Source organism: Evansella tamaricis (assembly GCF_019042215.1).
Taxonomy (GTDB): Bacteria; Bacillota; Bacilli; order Bacillales; family Salisediminibacteriaceae; genus Evansella; species Evansella tamaricis.
Window position 1 is genome coordinate 41,916 of record NZ_JAHQCS010000169.1, and the last position, 20,038, is coordinate 61,953.

The window sequence follows — 20,038 nt, forward strand, 5'->3', positions numbered from 1 at the left end:
ATGACATGACCAAAGCAATCGGTTTTTTAGAAGTGCAAGGCTACAGTGTTGCCTTGGCAGCCATGGATCAAGCATGTAAAGCAGCTGATATTACAATCGAAGGAATGGATTGTAATAACCCAGCACAAGGGGACCATGCTCCGATACCGGTCGTTGTGCAGGTCAAATTCACTGGATCTGTTTCCGATGTGAAAGTGGCACTTGAAGTGGCAAAAGGGGAAGCAAAAAAGCATATTCCCGAAGAGGACATTTTAACTCACCTTATTCCTTCCGCGTTAAAGGGTTTAGAAAAACTACTTCCACTAGGAAAAGTAAAGATTCGTTAGTAGTTTACTAGGGTCATAAGGGAGGGGGGAGTGGAGATGGAACGTCCATTAGGAATAATAGAAGTGATTGGAATGGTGTCTGCCATTGCATGTGTAGATGCCATGGTAAAAACAGCGTTTGTGGATGTATACAATATTGAACGTACAGGGTCTGGTATGATCACTATTATGATTGAAGGGGATTTGGCCTCCGTTCAGGCGGCACTGGAAGTTGGTGCCGATGTGGCGCAAAGTAAAGGTGAGTTAGTTGCAGTCCGTGCTATAGCAAGGCCATACGATGGGCTGGAGAAACTCATTCCCCGCGAGAACAAAGGTGGTGACACATGAAACGCTACGAGGCGATAGGGGTATTGGAAACACAGTATTTTACGTTTGCACTAGAGTTAGTAGATAAAGTATGTAAAGCCTCGAATGTGGATTTTTTAACTAGTGAAAACTACCTTGGAGGAAGACTTGTAACGATCATTGTGGGGGGAAGTATATCTGATGTTAATGAGGCTGTGGAAACGGCCAGACAAATTTGTGAAAAGAAAGAATCAACCCCTTTGAAAAAAGCACTGACAATCACGAACCCACATGAGGAAATACTAAAGTTTATATTGCCTTCTTCTTCTCCTTCTTCTGGTGGTACTGATAGTGCCCTGGAGGAAACGGGGATAAAGAAGGAATGGAAAGTGGAAGTGTCCCAAAAAGTGGAACCAAAACGCACAAGAAAAAGAAAACCAAAATCTGAGGAGGAATAATCATGAGTGAATCATTAGGAATTATTGAAACAAAAGGACTTACAGCAGCAATTGAGGCGGCAGACGCTATGTTAAAGGCAGCGAACGTGGAAATAGTTGGGAGCGAAAAAATCGGATCTGGACTTGTTTCTGTCATTGTAAAAGGTGATGTTGGTGCTGTGAAAGCAGCAACGGAAGTTGGAGCAGAGGCTGCACAACGTGTCGGTGAATTAGTGGCAGTTCACGTAATTCCAAGACCACACGGAGATGTGGAAAAACTATTACCAAGTTTGAAGTAAGCTAGATTGGTGTGAGACTGGGACATAACTAAAGTGTTCAATTGAAAATCTGAACAATACACAACCATAGCAGTATATTCAACTATCATTTCGTTCCGATTTTGCAATGATTAAAACATTTTTGTCCCAGCCTCATCCGTGCCCGGCGGCAAAGAAGACACTGCGATGAATGAGCAGATGTCGCACTTGTACCTTGTGTGAAAGCGTCTGCCTGTAGTGTATCCAAGCAAAAATTTAGCTTAAAAATAACTATCTATGCGGAAAGAGCCAATAATAATTTATTTTTATAGGGGGAAATACAATGTCCAGTTCATTAGGAGTTATTGAAACAAGAGGGTTAACAGCAGCCATTGAGGCAGCTGATGCCATGTTAAAAGCAGCGAATGTGGAAATCGTAGGCAGTGAAAAGATCGGTTCAGGTCTCGTATCTGTTATTGTACAAGGGGAAGTGGGAGCAGTAAAGGCTGCCACAGAGGTGGGAGCTGAAGCGGCACAACGTATCGGGGAATTAGTAGCCGTACATGTTATTCCAAGACCACATGGAGACGTAACAAAACTATTACCTAATCTAAAGTAAAAGCGGTGAGGTAACGTGGATAATAGGAATGAATTGCTGGAGGAAATCACGAGATCCGTGGTGGAGGAGTTGCAGAAACAACATCTCCTAATTCAAGACAGCCCACTCAAAAGAGACGTCCCAGTAAGTGTATCTGGCAGGCACATCCACCTTCAAAAAGAGCACGTTCAAGCCCTTTTTGGATATGGATATAAGCTGACTAAATTGAAAGAAATATCACAGCCGGGACAGTTTGCCTGTAATGAAAAAGTCACGATCCAAGGACCGGAGGGGACGATTGAAAATGTCCGTGTTCTCGGGCCGGAGCGGACACGTACGCAAGTGGAGATATCAAGGAGTGATGGGAGAAGAATTGGTATTTCTCCCCCAGTCCGAAATTCAGGAAACATCCTTGGATCATCACCTGTCACGATCATTGGTCCAAAAGGGACCATTAGATTACAAGAAGGATGTATCATAGCCGATCGTCATATCCATATGACACCACAGGATGCACTTGATTTTGGTGTTATGGATAAACAGAAGGTTTCGGTCCTTGTGGATGGGGAAAAAGGTGGTGTGATGGGTCAAGTGACGATACGTGTCAAGGAAAACTATGCCCTTGATATGCACATCGACACCGATGATGCCAACGCATTTGGGATTAGGGAAAATCAACAGCTAAAATTACTTATAGAATGATGGAGGTCAATGAAAATGATAATAGGCAAGGTGGTTAGTAGAGTTATTTCCACGAGAAAATATCAGGAACTCCAGGGATATAAATTTCTTGTTATTAAACCTTGCTATGGTGAAGGGGATTACATTGTAGCAGCAGATGACATTGGAGCAGGGGAAGGGGAATTAGTCCTCGTTTCAAAGGGAAGCGCCGTTCAGCATGCATTATCTAAGAACGCCCCAATTGACGCAATCGTAGTTGGAATTGTGGATCAAGCACCTACAATGGAGAAGTAACTGGATTTACGTTTTTGGATAAAATGTAATTGGGGATGCTTTAGAAGATGGAGACAATCTTATACGTCAAAATAAGTAGGTGATAAAGGATGAAGCTTTTAGTAATCGGAGGAATTGCAGCAGGAATGTCGGCAGCCTCGAAGCTGAAACGAATGGACAAGGACGCCCAAGTGACAGTCTATGAAAAAGGAGGGTTTCTTTCCTATGGAGCTTGTGGGCTCCCATATTACGTATCTGGTGAGAATGATGATTATACAAAAATGATTGCCAGAACAAAAGATCATTTTGACAGTATGGGTATTGACATTCTTCTAAAGCATGAGGTCTTGAAAGTCGTTCCTGCAAAAAAACAGATCATGGTGAAGAATTTAGAGACGAATGATATTTTTCTAGACAGTTATGACAAACTAATGATTTCCACAGGGACAGTTCCGGTCATTCCTCCCTTCCCAGGAGTGGACTTGGAGAATGTCCATGTTCTGAAGACGATGGAAGATGGGATTAAGTTAAAGGAACTAGTAAATCGCCCAGAAATACAGAACGTTGTGATCGTAGGCGGCGGTTATATTGGGATTGAAGTGGCGGAAGCTATGGGGACATTAGGAAAGAATGTCCGTGTAGTGGAATTAGCGGAACGAATTTTAACAACCTTTGATAAGGAAATCACTGAAATGGTGGAGCAAGAATTAAATAAACAAGGAGTTCAGCTCCATCTGGGAGAAAAAGTTGTAGGTTTTGATGGGAATAGTAAAGTCCAGTCAGTTAAGACAGATAAAGGAACATACGAAGCAGATCTCGTTCTCTTAGCGATCGGAGTTAAACCGGCAACGAAATTCCTTGAAGGAACAGATATTCGACTATCAGATAATGGTGCCATTGAGATTGACCGGGAAATGAGAACCAATGTGGAAAATATTTACGCTGCGGGAGATTGTGCCTTAGTATATCATAAAGTGATGGAAGAAAATGCTTATATTCCATTAGGGACAAATGCGAATAAATGTGGTCGCCTTGCAGGGGCAAATATTGCGGGAGAAAGACAGAAATATGTTGGTACGCTTGGTAGCGCCGCCATAAAAGTGTTTGATTTGGAATTGGGAAGAACTGGGTTGTCGGAGAGTGATGCGAAAAAAATGGCCATTGATTATACAACCGTTTTTGTCAAAAGCGCTGATCACCCTGGTTATTATCCAAACCAAACTCCCCTTTGGATTAAGCTTATTTGTGAAAAACGTTCGCGGAGGATTTTAGGTGCCCAAGCTATTGGAAGAAAAGGAGCCGTACTCCGAATTGATGTGTTTGCAGTTGCGATTCATAATGGGATGACTGCTGATGAATTGGGAATGACGGATCTTTGTTACGCCCCTCCATTTGCAGGGGTTTGGGATGCGATTCATATTGCCTCAAATGCTGTCAAATAAGTTCAGTTCCCACTTGAATCGACTGCGTGTAAAAAACGATTGAGGTACGAGAATCTATTTTTTTCAGAGCGATGGAATAGTCTAGTCAACCAAAACAGAGGTAGTTGGTGATGGAAATGAAGAAAACATTAAATTTAAAAGAGGCCGCCTCATTAGTGGAAAACGGAGACATTCTGGCAATTGGAGGGAATGTCTTACATAGGACGCCAATGGCATTTGTGAGGGAACTTACGAGGCAAAACAAGAACAACTTAAAGCTAGTAAAAACAGCAGGTGCCCATGATATCGATCTCCTTTGTGCAATGGATTCTGTTTCCACCGTTGATGCAGGCTTTGTCAGCTATGAAACAAAATTCGGCTTGGCTTCTCACTATCGAAATGCCGTTCAGAAGGGACATATAAAAACAAATGAACATGCCTGCTATACTGTCATCGGGGCATTGAGAGCCGCCAAGATGAATGTCCCTTTTATGCCCATTAAAGGATTAAATGTAGGGGATCTCCTTTTAAAGAATGATTACTTTAAAGTCGTGGAGGATCCATTTGGAGGAGAACCTATCACATTAGTCAAGGCGATTGTCCCGGATATTGCTGTCATTCATGTACAGGAATGCGATCAGAACGGAAATGCTATTATTCACGGACCAAAGTTCGAGGATGTACTAATGTCCCGTGCAGCAACAAAAGTCATTTTGACGACGGAAAAAATAGTACCGGATGCGATTATGAAACGCAATAATGAGAGAATTGATATTCCGGGATTCCTCGTCCACGCCATTGTCCATTCACCAAAAGGGGCCTCCCCCACTTCTGTAAATAAGTACTATGATATCGATGAGAAATCACTCACTTCCTTTTTGACGAAGAAAACAAAACGGGAAGTGGAAGAGTATATCCAAAGTTATGAGAAAAAGGATTACGGAGGGAGGATGGTTTGATGAATAAGAGTTACCGTACAAGTGATTTAATGACCTGTGCCATCGCGAACCTCCTTTATGACGGGGAAACCGTATTTCACGGTGTGTCCTCTCATCTCCCGATGGTAGCGATGCATTTGGCAAAACAGCTCCATGCTCCAAACTTAGTTCATTTAAATATCCCAGGGGGGGTTAATCCCTCTTCCGTCATGAGTGCATCCTATTCGTCTGCAGGTGCTGATCTAGTGGACTCGTCAGAAGCCTATTATCCCTTGGAAGAAGTATTTGATTTATCCATGCGTGGTAAATTAGACGTGGCCTTCTTAGGGGGAATTCAGTTTGATATCAATGGAAATATCAACGCCTCGGTCATTGGTGATTATCATAAACCGAAAGTCCGTTTGCCAGGTGGGGCAGGGAGTGCAGTGCTTATCCCAACGGCTAAAAAAGCAATTATATGGAGAACGAAGCATGACAGGCGGACGTTTGTGGAGAAAGTGGACTTCATTACGACTAGGGGGAACCTCTGGAAAATTGTGACACCCCTTTGTATCTTTGAATATCGTTATGGGAAACTGCATTTAGATAGCATCCATCCAACCTCTTCCTTAGAAGAAGTAAAGGAAAATACGGCTTTCGAACTACTTTATGACGAAGTGAAATACACTCTTCCACCAACTGAAAAACAGCTGCAGGTGTTGAAAAAAATTGATCCTGATGATTTAAGATCGTTGGAATTTTAATGTCTTCCTATAGAAATATATTGTGAATCCCCTTCAAACGATTAGGGGATTTTTTTAAAAGGTAAGAAAGTATAAGTTTTTGCACCTTCGGGCAAGTTGTCCAGCTCCAGCGCCTACTCGCATGGGAACTGAAAAAGTGGTGCTTTTCCACTTTTACAGTCCCTAAGCCACTTCGGAAGTGACAACCGAAGTCAAAGAGCGAACTTCTAGTTGTCATTCCTCCACTGCCCTACGCTCGTGTTCATAGGCGCTTGCGCTTTTCTTATAGTTGGTTAAAAATGTGATGGCACATATGAGATTTATAGTTTATATTTCTCTTATGTAATCAAATAATTGTTAGCAGTGGAAGGGAAGGGTTCCGTTGTCAAAGAAAGATGTGGTTTTATACAGTCTCGTTGTCGTTGTTCTTCTTATAGCAAGTATGTCGTATTCCAAAATCAGTGCGGTGGAACAAAGACTTTATGAATTAGATAATATCCGTCATAATGTCCAAGATATTAATCATTCTATGTCTTCCATTTCCTCTCAAGTTTACGAACAAGTAAACGAAATGGTACAGGATCAAATATGGGTCCAATCCAAAGGGTATGAGATTAAAGAAGTGAATATTGATGAAAAATTAATTGACGTTATTCTAGAATGGCGCCTTAGGGACCTTCAGGAAAACGAAGAGGTCTCTTTTTTATACAGAGAAGAAGGGGACAGTAATTGGAAGGAATTAAATGTAGTACAAAGAAATGGACTAAACTTTTCCGTGGAACACTCCTTTCTAGTAAACGGAAATTATGAAACACAAATCATCGCATCCTCAGATACTGGTAAACGGAGTGAGGAGTTTCTTGCCCTTAATTATGGGGATCAGCTTGAATCGAGAATGAATATTCATGCAGAAGTCTATCAATTGAATTCCGGCCATTTGGATTTCACAATTGATATTTATAACTACTTAGATCATGAATTTACCATCTCCAAAAATCGGGAAGACTTCAAGATAAAAAAAGCGATGGCTTACTTGTATATCGATGGGGTTTTAACAGAAGAAATAGATATTCTTAGTGAAAATCCCCATTTTCGTAATGAGTATTATGAAGAAACAATTTTTTACAGCGAAACATACAGAGTAGAAGGAAGAGAAGAAGAGCAGTTTCGTAATGTGGAACTAAAAGTGGTGGTGGAAGATGGCATAGGCTATACTTATGAAATGAACGCTATAGAGTTTTAATACTACTGGGGAATGTGGTTATTACGACATTCCCCTTTCCATTTCAGGAATCGGGCTCACGATTGGAGCTTAATTTAGACACGTCTGTCCTGGTCTGGAGCCTATGTTTATTTCTATACTCGAAATAAAAGGTTTGCCTATCAGGGAGAACCCATCTATAATTCTAGTATTATAATATTTTTGAAGAAGGTGAAGTAGGTTGATACGTCGTTTTTTATCTTATTATATCCCTCACAAGAAACTGTTTGCTGCTGACTTCAGCAGTGCAGTGGTTGTGGCCATCTTAGAGTTGGCATTCCCACTTGCAGTACAGTGGTTTGTGGACTCCCTCCTTCCAACGGGAAATTGGTCTACTATTGCCTGGGTTGGGGTAGCCCTTTTTCTGATTTATGGGTTAAGCACGTTTCTTCAATATGTTGTTCATTATTGGGGACATAAACTAGGAATCAATATCGAGACAGATATGCGGGAACAACTTTTCGAACATGTACAAAAGCAATCATTTCGCTATTTTGATAATACAAAAACAGGTCATATTATGAGCCGGTTTACAAATGATTTGTTTGATATTGGAGAGCTGGCACATCATGGGCCAGAAGATATGTTCATTGCCGTCATGACCTTTATTGGTGCGTTTTGGATTATGTTCACAATTAATGTAAAACTAGCCCTTGTTATTCTCTGTATTGTACCACTCCTCATCGGGCTTATCATTTTCTGTAATCTCCAGATGAACAAAGCATGGAAGCAGATGTTCCGCGATATTGCCGATGTGAACGCAAGAGTGGAAGACAGTGTCTCTGGGGTACGGGTCGTCCAGTCGTTTACTAATGAGAGATTTGAAATTTCTAGATTCAATAAGGAAAATAAAAAGTTCCGAAAAGCCAAAATCCTTTCCTATAAAGTCATGGCCTTTAGCCTCTCCGGCATTTATATGATGACAAGGTTTATTATCTTAATTGTACTTGTTTTTGGAGCGTGGTTAAGCTTTACTGGCCAACTATCTTATGGGGAACTGGTTGCATTTATCCTCTACGTGAATGTGTTATTTAAGCCAATTGATAAAATCAGTGCGCTCATGGAACTTTATCCGAAGGGGATGGCAGGATTTAAACGGTTAACGGAAATGCTTGATACAGAACCTGAGGTAAAAAATTCGGAGGATGCCGTTGCAGTAAAGACTCTCCGTGGGGATATCCAGTTTCGAAATGTAAGCTTTCAATATGAGAACAATAAACCTGTATTAGACGGAATCGACCTTAATCTGTATGCCGGAGAAACAGTAGCTTTCGTTGGACCTTCCGGTGCAGGAAAAACGACGATCTGTTCTTTAATTCCAAGGTTTTATGATGTTAATAAAGGGGCGATCTCCATTGATGGAATGGATATCCGAGAGATGACGAAGGAGTCGCTCCGTTCTCAGATTGGAATCGTTCAGCAAGATGTCTTCCTTTTCACTGGAACTCTCAAGGAAAACATTGCCTACGGAATGCTGGATGCATCCGATGAAGAAATTGCGGACGCGGCACGTCGTGCTCATTTAGAATCCTTTATTCATTCCCTTCCAGATGGATATGAAACGCAAATTGGGGAGCGGGGATTAAAGCTCTCTGGAGGTCAAAAACAACGAATTGCGATAGCAAGAATGTTCCTTAAAAATCCTCCAATTCTTATTTTGGACGAAGCCACTTCAGCCCTCGATACGGAAACGGAAATGATCATCCATGAGGCATTGACAGAGCTTTCGAAGGACAGAACAACACTTGTCATTGCGCACCGATTAGCTACTATAAGAAATGCGGACCGGGTGGTTGTAGTAACTGAGGATGGTATTGCTGAAGAAGGCAGTCATGATGAATTATTAAACCAAAATGGCATTTTTGCAAATCTGCATCGAGTACAGTTTGGAAGATAAGACAATTGCTTTGCTTCTAAATGATGCATAGTTTGAAAAAGAGGATTGGACAAAAGTGTTCTTCAATTTGACCAATCCTCCATCTTTTTCAATAATACATTTTATCTCGAATATTTGTCATATTGATAATGGTTAGCAAGAAAATCATCAATTGCTTTTCGATGGCTTTTTACGAGATTTTCCGGTAATTCATCAGGATAAAGAAATTCACATCTTACGGACTCAGACAAGTCAACGACCATTTCTCCACTGAAACTGTCTGCAAAATAGGCAATAACAACGACATAGAATTCATCCCCATTTTCAGCAACGACAAAGTTTTCCTCGCCGGAATAAACGTTGATTAAGCTTAATTCATTCACCGTTAGTCCGGTCTCCTCAAATAATTCTCTTCTGGCAGCTTCTTCCGTTGTCTCTCCCAGTTCCATTAATCCCCCAGGCAAACCCCATTTGCCCTTAGGATAGTTCCGTTCCTGTATTAATAGTCTTCCGAATTCATCAACAAGAATTGTTACAGCTCCAACAAATAATAACGGACGCTGACCAACTAGTTCTCTCAAATCTTCTACATATCCCATTTGTATCTCCTTTGGTTTAACAGTCATGACAAGCGATTTAATGTGTTTTCATAGTCGTATTTTAACATACTGAAAAAAGATTATTGAAATACCCTGGAAATATGCAATTCTCCGCTCACTCGCCGGCCCGTCCACTTTCTTTCTTAAAATGGTTCAAAACACGAGAAAATGTGATAAAACATGTTATATGAGCTAGTTTCCTTCGTGTGAATGGTAAAATAGAAAGTATAATAGAGATACCTTATGACTTTTTCAATACGTGTGAGCTTAATCTGGGATTGTAAAAAATACTATATCGAGGAGCTGATATCTGTGTATGAATTAAAGACGAAAGAAACTGACAACAGTGTTATTGAATTTATTGAATCGGTAGATAGTCCTAAAAAACGAGAAGATGCCTACAGACTTTTGGACATTTTCACAGAGACCTCGGGGTATGAGGCTAAAATGTGGGGACCAAGTATCATAGGCTTTGGGTCCTATCACTATAAATACGCCTCTGGTCATGAAGGGAATGCTCCACTCGTAGGGTTCTCCCCAAGGAAAGCAAAAATCAGTCTATATTTTGCCACCGGAGATACAAAAAGGGAAGAATTATTAAAGAACTTCGGGAAACATACCTCTGGAAAAGCTTGTGTGTACATTAATAAATTGGCGGATATTGATGTGGATGTTTTAAAGAATTTGATAAGCCAGTCCATAAGCTTTTTACAAGAAATGTATCCAGATCAATAAGAGAGGGAACATAACATGAAGTATTCGAAAGATGGTGTTCCTGCTTTTATTATCAGCTCCTTTTGAGTACAATTATAGTGTGTTAATCATTACACACATCACTTACATTACATTGGAGGAGTTTTAATGAAGTATAGACGATTAGGCAATACTGGATTAAAAGTAAGTGAAATTAGTTTAGGTAGTTGGTTAACCTACGGAAAATCTGTGGAAGATAACCTTGCTGCGAAGACCATACATAAAGCGTATGAACTTGGTATTAATTTCTTCGACTCTGCAAATGTTTACGAACGGGGAGAAGGGGAGCGTGTCATGGGGCAAACATTAAAGGAGTATCCCCGTGAATCTTATGTGATTACAACAAAAGCATTTTGGCCCATGGGAGATGGACCCAATGACCGGGGACTTTCCAGAAAGCATGTGATGGAGCAAGTGAACAACAGTTTAAAACGGATGAACTTAGATTATGTGGATATTTTCTATTGCCATCGATATGATCCGGAAACTCCTGTGGAGGAAACGTTACGTGCGATAGATGATTTAGTCAGTCAGGGAAAAATTTTGTATGCCGGTGTTAGTGAATGGAGTGCAGCACAAATAGAAGAGGCTGTCGGTATTGCTGATAAATATTTACTGGATCGGATTGTGGTGAATCAGCCAATATATAATATGTTCAACCGGTATATTGAACCTGAAATTATTCCTGTGAGTGAAAAATATGGAATCGGTCAAGTGGTATTTTCCCCATTGGCACAAGGGGTATTGACCGGAAAGTATAAAGGGGGACAAGTTCCTTCTAACAGCCGTGCAGCAAATGAATCCATCAATCAGTTTATTACGGGGATGCTGAATGAAGATGTTTTTAAGAAAGTGGGAGAATTGGAAGAAGTGGCAAAGGGTATTGATGTAACTCTTCCTGAACTTGCTTTGGCGTGGATTTTAAGACAGCCGAATGTTGCCAGTGCGTTAATTGGTGCAAGTAAGCCGGAACAAGTGGAACAAAATGTGAAGGCGATCGACGTTACCCTTTCGGAAGATACGTTATCCCGAATCGAAACAATTCTTGCGTAGATAACTAATGTTTGACGAGGAAGGCAGCTGAATCGATTGCGATTCAGCTGTTTCGTTTGTCTTTTCCTCTGAAATATACCGGTTCAGAATATCCAAACGTATATATTATAGTTGCTTTAATGCAGTGGCAATGGGTGTTTCTCCAGTTACTAGGTCGAAGGAATGTCTGAATTTGTTTTTTTCATCCTGTGCCCTGTAGATAACTTTTGCCACATCCTCCCGTGGAATAAATGCACGATTCAACTTTCCTGCAACAGTCACATGAGATTTCAGCAGAAATCTCATGTGTTTTTGCTTGTGGATAGTTTGTTTGCGGCTTTGAAATGAACTCGTTAGTTAAAAATCGTCAGAGGTATTTTTATAAATTCTAGGATATAAATACAACTATAGGTTCATGCATGTAAGCGATCGTCCTTGTTCTTGATTATATTTTTGGACGGTACTTTACTTAATTACCAAATAGAGCAAGCAAATACCTATCCTTTGAAGCATCTAGTACCCTTTATTATAATCCACTAGATTCACTGAAGGTGTCTCTCCTTTAACATACGCCTTTAAATTTGGGATAAAAATATCTTCTATAACCCGTTTGTCATAGTGTTCGGTAGACCCGGCGGTGTGTGGAGTAATAATGACATTATCCATTTCCCAGAGGGGACTTTCTTCTGATAAGGGTTCGGTCTCAAATACATCCAGTCCAGCTCCTGCAAGTTGTCCTTGTTCCAGTGCGTAAATTAATTCATCCTCCACGATAATATCACCCCTGCCAATGTTTATTAAAAAAGCTGTCTTCTTCATTTGCAGAAGTTGTTCTGCTCCAAATAGTTGGTAGGTTTCTTTTGTTAGTGGTAAGGTGATAACGACATAATCACAACGTGGCAGGATTTCACTTAACTGAGCGGTTGTATACATTTCATCCACATATTCCATTTCCTTAGGAGAATGGCGAACTCCAATGACATGCATTCCGAATGCTTTGGCTATTTTTGCCGTTTCTTTTCCAATCGCTCCCACACCAAGAATACCAATTGTTTTTTCATGTATCTCTAATTTCATGTTCGCATGATGCCATTTTTTGTTTTGTTGATTTTGGACATAAGTATGTATTTTTCTCGTTAAACCGAGCATTAACGCGAAGATGGTCTCTGAAATCGGGAAAGAATGAACGCCATTCGCACTCGTTGTGTAGATGTTCTTCAAAGCAAGTTGTTCAAGGGGCAGACTGTTCACCCCGGCACTCCATGCCTGGATCCATTGAAGTTTCGTTTCATCCTTTAAGCAGAAACGGTCGATCCCGTCTTTCCAGCCAGCAATGATTTCTGCATCCGATGAATGTTCTTCCCAGATGGTTCGATCCTTTCCAACAACAATTTCCCAATCGGGAATGACATTTTTAATTTTTTCAGTTAACTGATCACTTAAGTTATGAGTTATAACAAGCTTTCGTTTTTCCATCCTGTTCATCCCCTCTATAAAGATGTCATTATTATAATATAAAACAATACGTAGTGTAACTTTATACAACCTCACAGTGAAAGTGACGATGGGTTATATGTTTAAAAGCTTATTGGAATGGCCTATTTAGCCGGGGGAATAATTCATTAAGAACGTTTAAATTATAAATTAATTAAAGGAGATTTAATGATTATGATTGGTAAACCAGTTTCATTATCATTTTTTCAGCAATCGACTTTAGATCTTGCGCAAGCTCTCATTGGGAAACTGCTCGTTAAAGAAACGGAACAGGGAGTTTCATCTGGTTGGATTGTGGAAACAGAAGCCTATATTGGTCCGGGAGATCGGGCAGCACATAGTTATGGGAATCGCCGTACAAAACGAACGGAAGTAATGTTTGGACCCCCAGGGTATGTTTATACATATGTTATGCACACCCATTGTCTCGTTAATGTAGTAAGTGGAGAAGTGGGTCATCCTGAAGCTGTCTTGATCCGTGCCGTTGAACCTTTTGAAGGGGTCGACCTCATGTATGAGCGACGAGGGAAGGGAAAACGGATAACGGAGTTAACAAGTGGTCCCGGGAAACTGACGAAGGCTTTAGGAATCGTCAAAGGGGACTATGGCAGGACTTTCATGGAACCACCATTATATATTGCAGAGGGAAGAGTCTGCGATGAACTTGTCTCTGGCCCACGAATCGGAATTGAGAACAGTGGGGAAGCAAGGGATTACCCTTGGCGCTTTTGGGAAAAAGGGAGTCCGTTTGTTTCAAAATAAATTATTCTTTCTGCAATGTATTTAGGCAAATGTTGAATGCCACCATACTATTTTTAGAGAAACCTTCCTTTTCGTTCCTCTATGTAAAGCGCTCATTGGACTAGTAAACATGATTCGGTTACATATTTTTGTGAATATACGAGCAAAATAATCTCAAGGAGGCGATAAACAATGGCAAAAACGATTACAGCTGTAAGAAAAAATAATGAAGGTGACATCGTGGAGTTACAATTATCGTCAGGAGAAGTGGTAGACTACAAGCAAGCACAGCAAATGGCTAAAACCGGGGACATTGAGCATGTAAATGTCTTCACGGGGAGAGATGGAGAAGAACACTTAAGAAGTGACGCCGATGGCATCAAAGAAAATAACCTAGACAACTTACCAACATTCTAGTGTAATCGGGAGGTGACAGGCACCTCCCGGTTTTTGTCGAATAACCTATTTGAAGAGTTTATTCCATATCTTCTTCTTGATGTTGTTTTTTCTTCACAAAATAAGTAAAAGAAAATACGGATAGAAAACAGATGAAAACGACAGCTCCTATTATCATGGAATCCCGCAAAGGATAGTCGGGAGTTATCAGCAAAATGAAGGAGGCTATTACTAGACTAATCACTACGCACATGGCAACGATTTTAGGGTATGAATGCAGAAAGGAGTTTTCATTCTTTGGTTTGTTTTCATTTTCCACAGAAACCCTCATATTAAGCAAAAGGGAAAAAACGGAAGTTAATAGAAGGATGATGGTTATTGGAGTACCTGATACTCCTTTTCCTTGAATGCCTGCATCATAAATCCACAACCCAAAAAGTAATATAGTTTGAAAGATAAATATGATACGGGTATTTTTTAAGTTTTCCAGTTTTAGTCTCTCATCTTCAATTTTTTTAAACAATTAGTCATCCTCCTTTTCCACCCAAAACAAATCATTCAGTGTTCTGTTAACGGCATAACAAATATCCAAACAGAGTTTTAAGGTGGGATTATATTTTCCCTTTTCGATTAAACTGATGGTTTGGCGGGTTACTCCAATCTTATCAGCAAGTTGATGCTGGGTTAGATTGGCCTGAACTCTAGCGATTTTGACTGAATTTTTCAGAAGACATCAGTCCTTCCTCCAAAAGGTATAAAAGCTCCTTATCCATATTGTAATATATATTGTACAAAATGCAATATATATATTGCATGAAGGGTTCGAGAATGTAGCTTAAAGCACCTCTTTGAGGTATTTCACGTACCGTACTACTAATAAATATTGAATGAAAACCCAGTGAATGCGACAAAAATAAGGCAACAGTCGTTACCAAAAACGTAACGTGATTCTACGTGTATTTTGAAACGATGACCATCGATAGAAAAACAGTACATGTGGTTAATGTCCATAAAATGCTGATTAATTGTATTGCAGAAATAGTAATGAAGTTAAAATTAAGCAGAAGAATAAATATTGCCTGATAAATGAAGATGGCACCAATGGAAAAAACCATCCCTTTTTGCCGGATGTATCTACTCCGCTCATCATTCTGGCGAAATTGGGGAGATAAGTAACCCAGAGATATCCCCATTACCCCCATGCTTAGGATAGGTAAAACCAGGATAGTGGGATTACTGTTTACCATCAAGCCAACTACAGCGTAAAATCCCCCAAAAAGGAAAAAGAATCCCCCGATGAAATAATATATTTTCCTTTCCATATTTTTCTCCTCTCGTTTTATTAATGAACTTTACTGACTATGACAAAAGATGAAAATACAGTACAAACCATTAAGGTGACATACATATTCAATACTTCCCTAGCAGACAAGTCAACGATCCCCCTACTCAGAAGGTAGGAGAATAAAAAATAATAAATGACGAAAATAAAGTAAGAATAAAACGTTCCTTTTTGGCGAATCATTTTGCTCCGCTCGTCCTTTTGACTGAATTGTGGTTGAAGGTAACCTGTGCTTAAACAAACTACTGCCAGAGCAAAGATGATATATGACTCCGGCACTGGTCTTGCCTCGGCCATAAAAGCAACAAATTGAAAAAAAGCGCCGATAATAAGAAAGCAGATACCAAAAATATAATACATTACCCGTTCCACGAATTTTCCCCCTTTAATCTTCTTCTAAAATAAAGATCTCTTCCACGGTGGTGTTAAATTTCTTTGCCATTTGCATAGCCAACGGCAAGGAAGGGTTATATTTGCCTTTTTCAATGGAGATTATCGTTTGTCTGGAAACTCCAAGTTCCAGAGCAAGACGGTCTTGTGAAAAACCATGCTTTTTTCTTAATTCAGCTAAAATGTTTTTCAAAATGTCCACCTCTTTAAGCTACAGTGTAATGTAAAGCGAACTTTACGTCAAGGTAACTTTACATTCTATTTAGAAAAAGGCTCCAGGAAATATCCTGGAGCTCAATATGTTAGTACATATTATTTCCGTCCAAAATAAAGTAATCCGAAAATTAACCAAAAGATCGTTACCACTATGGCCAGGATTAAAATAGCAACTGGGCCAAACTGGAAAATAAGTGGTAAGGAAGCAGCAGTAAATAGCCCACCACCAACTAACGGTTCAAATAAGATTTGTTTATATCCAAAACCTTGTAATGCAGGTGTTTTACTGTCCGGATCCGCTATACGTATTAGTAATAAACCAGTAGCGGTGATACCTGTCGCTTGTCCGAAGTCACCAATACCCCGTTCAAACCAGTAGGAAGGTATCATCTTTGGGGCCAGGAAGAGGAAAGCAAACACGTTCCAAATCACCCCAGTGACGGCTAATAAGAGGAATGGTACAAGATTGTCCCCAATTACCGCTAACGAAACTGTTCCAAGGGCACTGACAATTAAGAAGTCTAGTGAAAACCCACCGATACGGTCTATCATACTCCGGTCGATTACTTTAAATTTATCGAACCGATCGGAAATTGCCTGAACGATAATCCCACCGACCATCGCCAATGGAAAAAGAGGGAGGTAGATCATTAAGTACGTATCTGTTAACGGTCCCCATGTCCATGCCTCTAATAAAATAAGTCCCTCTAATAAAATCGCACCAATTCCGATAGCTATCCCAACGTAAGCGAGGTGTAATGAGAAAGTTTCGATGGATTCTGGGCGAGTGGTGATACGACCGGCAGACTCACGATTTTCAAACTCGATGATTCCATTGTTTTCTTCCGTTGAAATTCCCGATTTTGCTCCTATTTGTTTAGCATGTCCCTTTCTTGCACCCCAGTTAATTAAAATAATCCCGACAATTACCCCTGTTAATATCCCAATTGTTGCAAGACCAATGGCAAGGTCAACCCCTTCTGAAAAACCTAGTTCCTCAAAAGTACCTGATAGTCCGGCTGCCGTTCCGTGGCCACCAACGAAGCTGATTTCAATCAATGCACCAGCTAAGGGATTGACTCCGAAAAACGGGGTTAGGATGAAGATAACGAGTAAGAGACCAACGACATATTGTCCCCATGAGACCATTTGTCCCATAGCTACTTGAGGTCCCCCAATAATCCAAACATTCTTTAAGCTTGGTAATGTTTTTCCTAAAAAAAGTGATGCAAATACAATATTAATAAAAAGTCCAGGCAACGTGCTCCATACGGCTAATATGTTTTCACTAATTAGCCCTTGTGTTAAAAAGAAATCGTCTGAGCTAAATAAACTTACGATTCGTCCGAGAACCTCAGGTCCAACTAATAAAGCGAGAAGTCCTGCAATGATGGAAGAAGGTAAATAGAGCCGCTGTAATAATGGGGTAAAAACTCTAACCCACTTCCCTAATACAATAAAAACTCCCAAAACAATAAAAGCGAGTCCAATGATGTTTGGTGTCATTATCTAGTTAAAGCCTCCTTTGATAATTCACATAGAAAATAAATGTTAAAATGAATAATTGCCCAAAGTAAAGTGTGAGTTTTTCGAATCATATTCACCGCAGCAGTAAATATTTCTAGACCACTATTGTATGTATACATGAAATCGGGTAGATTTTCAAAGGATAAATGCCAGATTCCGTTAATTTTTTGCATGCCAGGTGACAGGCACTTGTCAGTTTTTGTCGAACGTGAAATTTGTGGTTCATAATTGTTAGTGATCCACAAATATCGTAGAATTGGGTGGAGTAAAGTACATAGAAAAAAGGAGAAAAACCATATGATAAAAGCAGTGATTTTCGATTGTGATGGATTACTTATTGATACGGAAACACCATGGTTTTTAGCGAATAGAGAGCTGTATCAGGAACATGGAGTTGATTTACCACTAGAACTTTATGCGCAGTGTATTGGCAACCCCACCTTTGAAGACTTTGATCCATACGTTAACTTAAAGAATCAGCTAAATGGTTCCATGGAAATTGATGAAATGAAGGCAAAGGCGCGACTAATACATAAAAGAATCATGAAGAACCAAGATTTAAGGCCTGGGGTAAGGGAATACCTTGAATCTGCAAAAAAGAGGGGCTATAAGATTGGCTTAGCCTCAAGTTCTGACCGGACCTGGATTGATGAACAATTAACAAAATTTAATATTCTCCACTACTTCGATTCGATTCATACGGGCGATACAGTGGAGAAAGTAAAGCCTTATCCAGATTTGTATCTATCCGCTTTGAAAAATTTGGAGGTGAAACCTCATGAAGCAGTGGCATTTGAAGATTCACTTAATGGGCTGAAGGCAGCAAAGGCTGCTGAAATTTATTGTGTAGTCGTACCGAACGAGGCCACTTCTCATCTCAAATTTACAAACTATGATTTGAAACTGGAATCTATGCAAGAATTCACTTTAGAGCAAGTTGTAAAGAAAGTCATCCCCAGTTCCACATAACATCTGCTTTTAAAAGATAAGTATAGGTTTTCTTACCTAGAGAAGTCATTCATATTTTTCGTCCTTCCAGTAAAGTCTATAAACACTGATTCAATAGGTTGGTGACAGAAATGACGTATGTATTATTACTTGTGGGATTTGCGTTACTCATCAAAGGAGCCGATTACTTTGTCCAAGGTTCTTCGAAAATAGCAAGTTTACTAAGGGTTCCTCCCCTGATTGTAGGGCTAACGATCGTTGCGTTTGGGACAGGGTCCCCTGAGGCAACGGTGAGTATCATCGCTGCACTTGAAGGAAACTCGGAAGTCACAATTGGGAATATTGTGGGAAGTAACATTATTAATACAGCATTAATTATAGGTGTTACTGCATTTATTTTCCCATTAAAAGTGGAAAGCCAAACTCTTCGAAAAGAACTCCCATTCACATTACTGGCAAGTTTTGTATTATTAGTTATGATCAATGACATCATGTTTCAAGGCGTAGCAGAGAACATTATTACGCGCAGTGACGGGATTATTCTACTTATGTTTTTCTCAATCTTTATGTATTACATTTTTGAAGTAGCGAGAAATAGCAGAAATCTGGATAAGTCTTTAGAAGTGGAAGTGAAGACATCCACGAAGGAATGGGGAAAAAACATATTCATTACGATACTAGGGTTAGGGGCGATTATACTAGGGGGATATTTTGTTGTGGAAAGCAGTACGACAATCGCCGTCCGGTTTGGGATGAGTGAAACATTAGTTGGCCTTACAATCGTTGCTATCGGGTCTTCGTTACCAGAATTGATCACTTCTGTAACTGCAGCATTGAAAAAACAGAGTGAGATTGCCCTCGGTAATATTGTTGGGAGTAATATATTCAACATTCTGTTTGTTCTTGGGATATCCTCGTTAATTACCCCGTTGCCTGTGAATAACATCATCTTCATTGATATTATCTTCATGATTATTTTAACGATTGCCCTATTGATCTTCTCGAAAACACAGCTTACGGTGGGAAAATACGAAGGGCTGTCATTGGCAACGGCGTATATTCTATATTTTATCTATATTATTTTAAGGAATTAATCGCCTAAGTAAGATCCAAGATAAGATCAAACTATTTTAATAATAAAGGATCTGTTATAGGTAAATGGTGATATTTCATGCTTACCGATTTATGTGAAAAGAAAGCCCATGCAGGGCGTAGCCCTCGTCTAATGTCGCATCCTTGAGGAGGAAGCGACAAAAGAGAAGCTGAGGCGCGATCTAATGTCGCATCCTCTAGGAGGAAGCGACAAAAGAGAAGCTGAGGCGCGATCTAATGTCGCATCCTCTAGGAGGAAGCGACAAAAGAGAAGCCGAGGCGCGATCTAATGTCGCATCCTTGAGGAGGAAGCGACAAAAGAGAAGCCGATCCCGAATCTAATGTCGCATCCTTGAGGAGGAAGCGACAAAAGAGAAGCCGATCCCCGCCCTAATGTCGCATCCTTCAAGGAGGAAGTGACAAAAGAGGAGCT

The 20,038-nt window shown here is 40.1% G+C and carries 27 protein-coding genes; 18 read left to right on the forward strand and 9 right to left on the reverse strand.

All coding sequences use genetic code 11. The features are described 5' to 3' along the window. The first annotated feature begins 5 nt into the window (after positions 1-5). From KS419_RS20995 to KS419_RS21050, 12 genes are all read left to right on the forward strand, one after another. Entirely contained in the window at positions 6-326 is a 321-nt protein-coding gene (locus KS419_RS20995; RefSeq protein WP_217068603.1) for a BMC domain-containing protein, read from the forward strand. Positions 327-362: 36 nt separating this feature from the next. Further along, positions 363-653: a BMC domain-containing protein gene (locus tag KS419_RS21000; protein ID WP_217068605.1), complete on the forward strand. Its 291-nt coding sequence runs from the start codon at positions 363-365 to the stop codon at positions 651-653. Continuing rightward, the gene (locus KS419_RS21005) at positions 650-1,069 is read left to right on the forward strand and encodes a BMC domain-containing protein (RefSeq protein ID WP_217068607.1); all 420 of its coding nucleotides are present in this window, start codon (positions 650-652) and stop codon (positions 1,067-1,069) included. Before KS419_RS21000 ends, KS419_RS21005 begins: the two co-directional genes overlap by 4 nt. Next, positions 1,069-1,347, forward strand: coding sequence for a BMC domain-containing protein (locus tag KS419_RS21010; protein WP_343215106.1), 279 nt, complete (start codon positions 1,069-1,071; stop codon positions 1,345-1,347). Before KS419_RS21005 ends, KS419_RS21010 begins: the two co-directional genes overlap by 1 nt. Before the next feature lie 301 nt (positions 1,348-1,648). Next, complete coding sequence (locus tag KS419_RS21015; protein ID WP_217068610.1) at positions 1,649-1,924, forward strand: BMC domain-containing protein; 276 nt, start codon at positions 1,649-1,651, stop codon at positions 1,922-1,924. Between the two features lie 69 nt (positions 1,925-1,993). Further along, the gene (gene pduL / locus KS419_RS21020; RefSeq protein ID WP_246594349.1) at positions 1,994-2,605 is read left to right on the forward strand and encodes a phosphate propanoyltransferase; all 612 of its coding nucleotides are present in this window, start codon (positions 1,994-1,996) and stop codon (positions 2,603-2,605) included. A gap of 15 nt (positions 2,606-2,620) precedes the next feature. Then, on the forward strand, positions 2,621-2,878 hold the full coding sequence (locus KS419_RS21025; protein ID WP_217068612.1) for a EutN/CcmL family microcompartment protein: 258 nt from the start codon (positions 2,621-2,623) through the stop codon (positions 2,876-2,878). A gap of 89 nt (positions 2,879-2,967) precedes the next feature. Beyond that, complete coding sequence (locus tag KS419_RS21030; RefSeq protein ID WP_217068614.1) at positions 2,968-4,299, forward strand: CoA-disulfide reductase; 1,332 nt, start codon at positions 2,968-2,970, stop codon at positions 4,297-4,299. A gap of 116 nt (positions 4,300-4,415) precedes the next feature. Further along, a complete protein-coding gene (locus KS419_RS21035; RefSeq protein ID WP_217068616.1) occupies positions 4,416-5,237 on the forward strand; it encodes a CoA transferase subunit A in 822 nt (273 codons plus the stop codon). Next, the gene (locus KS419_RS21040; protein ID WP_217068618.1) at positions 5,237-5,959 is read left to right on the forward strand and encodes a CoA-transferase subunit beta; all 723 of its coding nucleotides are present in this window, start codon (positions 5,237-5,239) and stop codon (positions 5,957-5,959) included. The genes KS419_RS21035 and KS419_RS21040 overlap by 1 nt, the downstream gene beginning before the upstream one ends. Positions 5,960-6,320: 361 nt before the next feature. Continuing rightward, entirely contained in the window at positions 6,321-7,181 is an 861-nt protein-coding gene (locus tag KS419_RS21045) for a hypothetical protein (RefSeq protein WP_217068620.1), read from the forward strand. A gap of 199 nt (positions 7,182-7,380) precedes the next feature. After that, positions 7,381-9,096, forward strand: a complete 1,716-nt coding sequence (locus tag KS419_RS21050; protein WP_217068621.1) for an ABC transporter ATP-binding protein — start codon at positions 7,381-7,383, stop codon at positions 9,094-9,096. A 101-nt stretch (positions 9,097-9,197) separates the two neighbouring features. Here the strand turns inward: KS419_RS21050 and KS419_RS21055 are convergent, their stop codons facing one another. Next, a complete protein-coding gene (locus KS419_RS21055; RefSeq protein ID WP_217068623.1) occupies positions 9,198-9,674 on the reverse strand; it encodes an NUDIX hydrolase in 477 nt (158 codons plus the stop codon). Between the two features lie 312 nt (positions 9,675-9,986). Here KS419_RS21055 and KS419_RS21060 point away from each other — a divergent pair, with 312 nt between their 5' ends. Then, positions 9,987-10,409: a DUF1801 domain-containing protein gene (locus tag KS419_RS21060; protein ID WP_217068625.1), complete on the forward strand. Its 423-nt coding sequence runs from the start codon at positions 9,987-9,989 to the stop codon at positions 10,407-10,409. Positions 10,410-10,535: 126 nt separating this feature from the next. Beyond that, the gene (locus KS419_RS21065) at positions 10,536-11,480 is read left to right on the forward strand and encodes an aldo/keto reductase family protein (protein ID WP_217068627.1); all 945 of its coding nucleotides are present in this window, start codon (positions 10,536-10,538) and stop codon (positions 11,478-11,480) included. A 105-nt stretch (positions 11,481-11,585) separates the two neighbouring features. Here KS419_RS21065 and KS419_RS21070 read toward each other — a convergent pair whose 3' ends face one another. Then, entirely contained in the window at positions 11,586-11,765 is a 180-nt protein-coding gene (locus KS419_RS21070; protein WP_217068629.1) for a hypothetical protein, read from the reverse strand. Between the two features lie 207 nt (positions 11,766-11,972). Next, the gene (locus KS419_RS21075; protein WP_217068631.1) at positions 11,973-12,935 is read right to left on the reverse strand and encodes a D-2-hydroxyacid dehydrogenase; all 963 of its coding nucleotides are present in this window, start codon (positions 12,933-12,935) and stop codon (positions 11,973-11,975) included. 192 nt (positions 12,936-13,127) lie between these two features. Here KS419_RS21075 and KS419_RS21080 point away from each other — a divergent pair, with 192 nt between their 5' ends. After that, entirely contained in the window at positions 13,128-13,715 is a 588-nt protein-coding gene (locus KS419_RS21080) for a DNA-3-methyladenine glycosylase (protein ID WP_246594342.1), read from the forward strand. Between the two features lie 171 nt (positions 13,716-13,886). Further along, positions 13,887-14,111 carry a DUF3892 domain-containing protein gene (locus KS419_RS21085; protein WP_217068634.1) on the forward strand — a complete coding sequence of 75 codons (225 nt, stop codon included), beginning with the start codon at positions 13,887-13,889 and terminating at the stop codon, positions 14,109-14,111. Between the two features lie 58 nt (positions 14,112-14,169). Here KS419_RS21085 and KS419_RS21090 read toward each other — a convergent pair whose 3' ends face one another. The 6 genes from KS419_RS21090 to KS419_RS21115 all read right to left on the reverse strand — a co-directional run bounded on the left by KS419_RS21090 (position 14,170) and on the right by KS419_RS21115 (position 17,544). Then, positions 14,170-14,613 carry a hypothetical protein gene (locus KS419_RS21090; RefSeq protein ID WP_217068635.1) on the reverse strand — a complete coding sequence of 148 codons (444 nt, stop codon included), beginning with the start codon at positions 14,611-14,613 and terminating at the stop codon, positions 14,170-14,172. Continuing rightward, a complete protein-coding gene (locus tag KS419_RS21095) occupies positions 14,614-14,817 on the reverse strand; it encodes a helix-turn-helix transcriptional regulator (RefSeq protein ID WP_217068649.1) in 204 nt (67 codons plus the stop codon). A 223-nt stretch (positions 14,818-15,040) separates the two neighbouring features. Next, a complete protein-coding gene (locus tag KS419_RS21100; protein ID WP_217068636.1) occupies positions 15,041-15,412 on the reverse strand; it encodes a permease in 372 nt (123 codons plus the stop codon). A 20-nt stretch (positions 15,413-15,432) separates the two neighbouring features. Next, positions 15,433-15,804, reverse strand: a complete 372-nt coding sequence (locus tag KS419_RS21105) for a permease (RefSeq protein ID WP_217068637.1) — start codon at positions 15,802-15,804, stop codon at positions 15,433-15,435. 13 nt (positions 15,805-15,817) lie between these two features. Continuing rightward, a complete protein-coding gene (locus KS419_RS21110) occupies positions 15,818-16,015 on the reverse strand; it encodes a helix-turn-helix transcriptional regulator (RefSeq protein ID WP_217068638.1) in 198 nt (65 codons plus the stop codon). A gap of 119 nt (positions 16,016-16,134) precedes the next feature. After that, the gene (locus tag KS419_RS21115) at positions 16,135-17,544 is read right to left on the reverse strand and encodes a sodium/glutamate symporter (protein ID WP_217068640.1); all 1,410 of its coding nucleotides are present in this window, start codon (positions 17,542-17,544) and stop codon (positions 16,135-16,137) included. 318 nt (positions 17,545-17,862) lie between these two features. Between KS419_RS21115 and KS419_RS21120 the strand changes: the two genes are divergently transcribed. Together KS419_RS21120 and KS419_RS21125 are read left to right on the forward strand one after the other, a co-directional pair. After that, the gene (locus tag KS419_RS21120; RefSeq protein WP_217068642.1) at positions 17,863-18,534 is read left to right on the forward strand and encodes an HAD family hydrolase; all 672 of its coding nucleotides are present in this window, start codon (positions 17,863-17,865) and stop codon (positions 18,532-18,534) included. A gap of 110 nt (positions 18,535-18,644) precedes the next feature. Beyond that, on the forward strand, positions 18,645-19,607 hold the full coding sequence (locus tag KS419_RS21125) for a calcium/sodium antiporter (RefSeq protein ID WP_217068644.1): 963 nt from the start codon (positions 18,645-18,647) through the stop codon (positions 19,605-19,607). Positions 19,608-20,038: the final 431 nt, after the last annotated feature.

Coding starts and splice junctions, on each gene's coding strand:
- KS419_RS20995 (WP_217068603.1), top strand. CDS start 6: ATGACCAAAGCAATCGGTTTTTTAGAAGTGCAAGGCTACAGTGTTGCC.
- KS419_RS21000 (WP_217068605.1), top strand. CDS start 363: ATGGAACGTCCATTAGGAATAATAGAAGTGATTGGAATGGTGTCTGCC.
- KS419_RS21005 (WP_217068607.1), top strand. CDS start 650: ATGAAACGCTACGAGGCGATAGGGGTATTGGAAACACAGTATTTTACG.
- KS419_RS21015 (WP_217068610.1), top strand. CDS start 1,649: ATGTCCAGTTCATTAGGAGTTATTGAAACAAGAGGGTTAACAGCAGCC.
- KS419_RS21025 (WP_217068612.1), top strand. CDS start 2,621: ATGATAATAGGCAAGGTGGTTAGTAGAGTTATTTCCACGAGAAAATAT.
- KS419_RS21030 (WP_217068614.1), top strand. CDS start 2,968: ATGAAGCTTTTAGTAATCGGAGGAATTGCAGCAGGAATGTCGGCAGCC.
- KS419_RS21035 (WP_217068616.1), top strand. CDS start 4,416: ATGAAGAAAACATTAAATTTAAAAGAGGCCGCCTCATTAGTGGAAAAC.
- KS419_RS21040 (WP_217068618.1), top strand. CDS start 5,237: ATGAATAAGAGTTACCGTACAAGTGATTTAATGACCTGTGCCATCGCG.
- KS419_RS21055 (WP_217068623.1), bottom strand. CDS start 9,674: ATGGGATATGTAGAAGATTTGAGAGAACTAGTTGGTCAGCGTCCGTTA.
- KS419_RS21065 (WP_217068627.1), top strand. CDS start 10,536: ATGAAGTATAGACGATTAGGCAATACTGGATTAAAAGTAAGTGAAATT.
- KS419_RS21070 (WP_217068629.1), bottom strand. CDS start 11,765: ATGAGATTTCTGCTGAAATCTCATGTGACTGTTGCAGGAAAGTTGAAT.
- KS419_RS21075 (WP_217068631.1), bottom strand. CDS start 12,935: ATGGAAAAACGAAAGCTTGTTATAACTCATAACTTAAGTGATCAGTTA.
- KS419_RS21080 (WP_246594342.1), top strand. CDS start 13,128: ATGATTGGTAAACCAGTTTCATTATCATTTTTTCAGCAATCGACTTTA.
- KS419_RS21085 (WP_217068634.1), top strand. CDS start 13,887: ATGGCAAAAACGATTACAGCTGTAAGAAAAAATAATGAAGGTGACATC.
- KS419_RS21100 (WP_217068636.1), bottom strand. CDS start 15,412: ATGGAAAGGAAAATATATTATTTCATCGGGGGATTCTTTTTCCTTTTT.
- KS419_RS21115 (WP_217068640.1), bottom strand. CDS start 17,544: ATGACACCAAACATCATTGGACTCGCTTTTATTGTTTTGGGAGTTTTT.
- KS419_RS21120 (WP_217068642.1), top strand. CDS start 17,863: ATGATAAAAGCAGTGATTTTCGATTGTGATGGATTACTTATTGATACG.
- KS419_RS21125 (WP_217068644.1), top strand. CDS start 18,645: ATGACGTATGTATTATTACTTGTGGGATTTGCGTTACTCATCAAAGGA.